This window comes from Hydrogenophaga sp. 70-12 (assembly GCF_001897365.1).
In the GTDB taxonomy this organism is placed as follows: Bacteria; Pseudomonadota; Gammaproteobacteria; order Burkholderiales; family Burkholderiaceae_C; genus Hydrogenophaga; species Hydrogenophaga borbori.
Genome location: NZ_MKSS01000403.1, coordinates 1 through 5256 on the forward strand (window position 1 = coordinate 1; position 5256 = coordinate 5256).

Consider the following 5256-nt stretch of genomic DNA (forward strand, 5'->3'; position numbering starts at 1 on the left):
CGGCGATTATAAATTCCGGGGGTATTCCCTGGCCCGGCCCGGCCGGCTCACCACAGGCGCACGCGCAGCAACAGCTGGGTCAGCACCAGCCCCAGCGCAAAACCGATGCCGCCGTAGACGATGCCCTGCAGCAGCCGGTTGGTGCGCCGCTGCTCGGCCAGCAGCACGTCAAGCTCCTTGCGCAACTCGTTCGGCCGGTGCTTGAGGTAATCGTGCATCAGCCGGGGCAGCGCGGGCAGCAGCTTGGCGTACTGGGGCGCCTCGGCCTTGAGCTGGGCCAGCAGCTTCTGCGGGCCGAGCTGCTCCAGCATCCACTTTTCCAGGAACGGCTTGGCGGTGGCCCACAGGTCCAGCTCGGGGTCGAGCTCGCGGCCCAGGCCTTCGATGTTGAGCAGGGTTTTCTGCAGCAGCACGAGCTGGGGCTGGATTTCGACCTGGAAGCGCCGCGAGGTCTGGAACAGGCGCATCAGCACCATGCCCAGCGAGATTTCCTTCAGCGGGCGGTCGAAATAGGGCTCGCAGACCGCGCGGATCGCGGACTCCAGTTCGTCGACCCGGGTCTCCGGCGGCACCCAGCCCGATTCGATGTGCAGCTCGGCCACGCGCCGGTAGTCGCGCCGGAAGAAGGCCGTGAAGTTCTGCGCCAGGTACTCCTTGTCGTGCTCGGTCAGGGTGCCGACGATGCCGAAATCGAGCGAGATGTAGCGACCGAAGCTGGCCGGCGCCACGCTCACCTGGATGTTGCCCGGGTGCATGTCGGCGTGGAAGAAGCCGTCGCGGAACACCTGGGTAAAGAAGATGGTGACGCCGTCGCGCGCCAGGCGCGGAATGTCCACGCCCAGGCGGCGCAGTTCGTCGACGCGGTTGATGGGCACGCCGCTCATGCGCTCCATCACCATCACGTCGTTGCGGCACCAGTCCCAGACCATCTCGGGGATGAGCACCAGGTCCAGTCCGGCCATGTTGCGGCGCAGCTGGGCGGCGTTGGAGGCCTCGCGCAGCAGGTCCAGCTCGTCGTGCAGGTATTTGTCGAACTCGGCGACCACCTCGCGCGGCTTGAGGCGTCGGCCATCGGCCGACAGGCGCTCCAGCCAGCCGGCCATCAGGCGCATGAGGGCCAGGTCCTTCTCGATCACCGGCAGCATGTTGGGCCGCAGCACCTTGACGGCGACCTCGCGTCCGGCCTCGCGGCCGCCGCGCAAGGTGGCGAAATGCACCTGGGCGATGGAGGCACTGGCCACGGGCTCGCGCTCGAAATGGCTGAACACCTCGTCGAGCGGGCGGCCGAAGGCGCGTTCGATGGTGGCGATGGCGATCTCGCTGGGGAACGGCGGCACGCGGTCCTGCAGGCGGGCGAGTTCGTCGGCGATGTCGGGTGGCAGCAGGTCGCGTCGGGTGGACAGCACCTGGCCGAACTTCACGAAGATCGGGCCCAGGCGCTCGAGCGCCTCGCGCAGGCGCTGACCGCGCGGGCTGTCCAGGCGGCGGCCAGTGGAAACGATGCGGGTGAGCCGGCGGATCCACGGGTGATCGAAGCTGGAGAGCACGAGCTCGTCGAGCCCGTATCGCAGCACCACCCAGACGATGAAGCCACCGCGCAGGAACCGGGTCACTCGAACGCCTCCGCGCGGTGCGCTGCGGTGCGGTCGCCCTCGGCCAGCCGGGCCGCGATCATGCGGCGCCCCCGCCGGAGCCCGGCGGGCGGGGCATGCGGGCGACGAAGCCCTTGAGCGCCTGCGCGGCCTGGCGCGCGAAGCCGACCAGGGTGTGCGCCGCCGCGTCGCCCATCAGGCGCGAGAGGTCTTCCTCCACGTCCCAGCGCACGTTGTCCACCAGCCAGGCCACTTCGGCGGCGAACTGCACGTCGCCCTGGATGTCCACGGCCGGCTTCTCGCCGGCCAGCACCCGCCGCGCCAGCTCGGCGGGCGAGGCCTGGGTGAGGCTCACGGTGAGTTCGGGCGGGTGCAGCATGGGGTCGACACGCTCCAGCAGGCCGGCGCGCGTGGGCGCCACGCAGAAATGGAAATCGCCCCACTGCACGCGCAGCGGCTTGCCAGCCTGGCGGCGCAGCCGCTCGGTGGCCGCCGGCTCCTGCTGCAGCACGTGGTTGAGGAAGAGCACCAGCTTGTTCTGCAGCTCGTCGATCACCCAGCCGGGTGGGCGCAGGGCCTGCAGGATGGAGCGCAGCGGATCGGTCGGCGCGCCGGCCGGGCCTTGCGGGCCGGCCGGGCCGGCACCAGAAACGGAATCGGGTGGTACATGGGCCATGACCACCCGATTCTGACGGATAACGGGCGCCGCGCCGGCGCCGCGTCGGCTTACTGGAGGGCCTGCACGCCGGCCACCAGCCAGCCGCCCGGACCGCTCTTGGGTCGGGTGATGTTCCAGACCTCGCGGAAGGGGTTGGGACCGGCCGAGGGCTCCTCGCGGATCAGGCCGGAAAACTCCACGCTGGCCATGTACTCGCCGTCGAGCTCCTCGATGCCCAGCAGCTGCGCCTCGAGCATCACCACCTCGGTGCGGTGGGCCGCGCCGGGACCGCTGCGCTCGCGCTCGGCCAACTGGCCCTTGATCTGCTCGAGCATCTCGTCGGTCATCATGGCGCGCAGGCTGGGGATGTCGGACTTGTCCCAGGCGGCTTGCAGGTTCACGAAGTTGGCCTTGGAGGCCTTGAGGAAGCCTTCGGTGTCAAACCCGGTCGGGATGCCCCAGGTCTGGCGGCCCTGCAGGGCCGAACCGATCATGGAGCCGTGGCCGCTGTCGAGCGAGGCGGGCGCGCTGCGCTCCCAGGGGCGGGCCGAGGCGTCGTTGCCCACGTTCTTGGGGCTGTAGCTGGCCGGCGTGGCGGGCTCGAGGTCGAGCGGCGCACGCGCCGTGGCACCGGCCGCGCCCTGGTACGCCAGGCCACCGCTGCGGCCGGCGGCCTGGACCGGCGCCTTGCGGCGCATCACCATGCCGACGACGGCCAGCACCACCACGGCCAGCAGGGCGAACAACAGGAACTGCGCGAAGGCCTCGCCGAAGCCCAGGGCCGAGGCCAGCCAGGCCAGGCCCAGACCGGCCGCGAGGCCGCCCAGCATGGCGCCCCAGGGGCGCTTGGGCGCGGCGGCGGCCGGGGCGGCGTTGGCCGGGCGCTGGGCAGCGGCGTTCTGCGTGGGCGCTGGCGCGGCCTGCTGGGCGGGCGCCTGGTTGGGTGCGGTCGGCGCGGTGCTGCGCTGCGTCACGTTGCCGGACTGCTTGCCGAAGGACCCGCCGCCGCCCAGGCGCTTGGCCATCACGTCGGCGGAACCGACGGCCAGGGCGCAGGCCAGCAGAAAGGACCAGAGTTTGTGTTTCTTCATGCGATGTGTCTCCGATTGCAACGATTCCGACGCCGGGGGCCGAGGGGCCGCCCGATCAACACTTGATGCCCAGGTGCAAGGCGACGACACCCCCGGTGAGGTTGTGCACATCGACGTGTCCGAAGCCGACCCCCTTCATCATCTGCCGCAGGCTCTCCTGGTCCGGGTGCATGCGGATGGACTCGGCCAGGTAGCGGTAGCTCTCGGCGTCCCCCGCGACCAGCTGGCCCAGTTTCGGCAGCACATTGAACGAATACCAGTCGTACGCCTTCTCCAGCGGCTTGGCCACCCGGGAAAACTCCAGAACGAGCAGTCGGCCACCGGGTTTGAGCGTCCGATGCATTTCGGCCAGCGCAAGTTCCTTGTGCGTCATGTTGCGCAGGCCGAAGGCCACCGAGACGATGTCGAAGCTGGCGTCGGCGAAGGGCAGCTTCTCGGCGTCGCAGACCATGGTGGGCAACACCACGCCGGCGTCCAGCAGCCGGGTGCGGCCCTCGCGCAGCATGGCCTCGTTGATGTCGGTGTGCACCACGCGGCCCGTGGGGCCGACCTGGCGCGCGAAGGCCAGGGAGAGGTCGCCGGTGCCGCCCGCGATGTCGAGCACCTGCTGACCAGGCCGGGCGTTGGCCACGGTGACGGCGTAGCGCTTCCAGAGCCGGTGCAGCCCGCCCGACATCAGGTCGTTCATCACGTCGTAGCGCGAGGCGACGGAGTCGAACACGCCGCGCACGCGCCGCGCCTTGTCGCCCTCGTCGACGGACTGGAAGCCGAAATGGGTCTGTGCCATGGCGCCGGCCCTCAGTGGTGGCCGCAGCCGTGGCCGGCCGCAGCGGGCATGGGATCGTCGCGGCCCACGCCCGCCGCCTGCAGCCGGGCCTCGTAGTCGGCCCAGAGCTGCGCCTGCTGCGAGCCCAGGAAGTACAGGTAGTCCCAGGAGAAGATGCCCGACTCGTGGCCGTCGTCGAAGGTCGGCTGAATGGCGTAGTTGCCGATCGGCGCTAGCGAGACCAGGCGCACCTCGCGCTTGCCGGTCTGCAGCACCTCCTGCCCGGGGCCGTGGCCCTGCACCTCGGCCGAGGGCGAATAGACGCGCATCAGCTCGAAGGGGATGCGGAAGGTCTGGCCATCCGAGAAGGCCACCTCGAGCACGCGCGAGGCGCCGTGCACGGTGATGTCCTGCGGGATGGGGGTGTTGCGGTCCAGGCCGGCCATGGTCGGTCTCCCTTGAATCAGACGAGCACGCGCTCGATGCCGCCCTGGTTGGCGCGGGCCACGTACTCGGGCAGCCAGTTCTCGCCCAGGATGTGGCGCGCCATCTCGACAACGATGTAGTCGGCCTCCAGCAGGCCGTTTTGCAGGTCGTCGCCGTAGCGGGTGAGGCCCTGCAAGCAGCTCGGGCAGCTGGTGAGGATCTTGACGTTGTCCTCGGCGCCGACGGCGCCGCTGGCGCGCAGCGCCGCCTCGCCCTTGCGGATCTCTTCTTCCTTGCGGAACCGCACCTGGGTGGACACGTCGGGGCGCGTGACGCCCAGCGTGCCCGATTCGCCGCAGCAGCGTTCGCTCTTGAGCACCTGCTCGCCCACCAGCGCCTTCACGGTCTTCATGGGCTCCTGCAGCTTCATGGGGCTGTGGCAGGGGTCGTGGTACAGGTAGGCGCCCTTGGATTCGAGGCGGATGCCCTTCTCCAGCAGGTACTCGTGGATGTCGACGATGCGACAGCCCGGGAAGATCTTCTCGAATTCGTAGCCCTGCAGCTGGTCGTAGCAGGTGCCGCAACTCACCACCACGGTCTTGATGTCCAGGTAGTTGAGCGTGTTGGCCACGCGATGGAACAGCACGCGGTTGTCGGTGATGATCTTCTCGGCCTTGTCGAACTGGCCCGAGCCGCGCTGCGGGTAGCCGCAGCACAGGTAGC

6 protein-coding genes are annotated in these 5256 nt (G+C 69.8%); all 6 read right to left on the bottom strand.

Going from position 1 to position 5256, the window contains the following annotated elements; all coding sequences use genetic code 11:
* Positions 1 to 47: 47 nt before the first annotated feature.
* On the bottom strand, positions 48 to 1613 hold the full coding sequence (gene ubiB, locus BGO22_RS20610) for a ubiquinone biosynthesis regulatory protein kinase UbiB (protein ID WP_070399091.1): 1566 nt from the start codon (positions 1611 to 1613) through the stop codon (positions 48 to 50).
* A gap of 58 nt (positions 1614 to 1671) precedes the next feature.
* A complete protein-coding gene (locus tag BGO22_RS20615; RefSeq protein ID WP_254668151.1) occupies positions 1672 to 2268 on the bottom strand; it encodes a ubiquinone biosynthesis accessory factor UbiJ in 597 nt (198 codons plus the stop codon).
* Positions 2269 to 2318: 50 nt separating this feature from the next.
* Positions 2319 to 3341, bottom strand: coding sequence for a Tim44 domain-containing protein (locus BGO22_RS20620; protein ID WP_070399092.1), 1023 nt, complete (start codon positions 3339 to 3341; stop codon positions 2319 to 2321).
* 55 nt (positions 3342 to 3396) lie between these two features.
* Positions 3397 to 4128 carry a bifunctional demethylmenaquinone methyltransferase/2-methoxy-6-polyprenyl-1,4-benzoquinol methylase UbiE gene (ubiE, locus tag BGO22_RS20625; protein WP_070399093.1) on the bottom strand — a complete coding sequence of 244 codons (732 nt, stop codon included), beginning with the start codon at positions 4126 to 4128 and terminating at the stop codon, positions 3397 to 3399.
* Between the two features lie 11 nt (positions 4129 to 4139).
* Positions 4140 to 4553 (bottom strand): gamma-butyrobetaine hydroxylase family protein, encoded by a 414-nt coding sequence (locus tag BGO22_RS20630; RefSeq protein ID WP_070399094.1) that lies wholly within the window; start codon positions 4551 to 4553, stop codon positions 4140 to 4142.
* A gap of 17 nt (positions 4554 to 4570) precedes the next feature.
* Positions 4571 to 5256: (Fe-S)-binding protein (locus BGO22_RS20635; RefSeq protein WP_286852341.1), on the bottom strand; the 686-nt coding region annotated here is incomplete at its 5' end.

Bases quoted from the DNA above. Each gene is read 5' to 3' on its own strand.
- BGO22_RS20615 (WP_254668151.1), bottom strand. From the start codon at position 2,268: ATGGCCCATGTACCACCCGATTCCGTTTCTGGTGCCGGCCCGGCCGGC.
- BGO22_RS20620 (WP_070399092.1), bottom strand. From the start codon at position 3,341: ATGAAGAAACACAAACTCTGGTCCTTTCTGCTGGCCTGCGCCCTGGCC.
- ubiE (WP_070399093.1), bottom strand. From the start codon at position 4,128: ATGGCACAGACCCATTTCGGCTTCCAGTCCGTCGACGAGGGCGACAAG.
- BGO22_RS20630 (WP_070399094.1), bottom strand. From the start codon at position 4,553: ATGGCCGGCCTGGACCGCAACACCCCCATCCCGCAGGACATCACCGTG.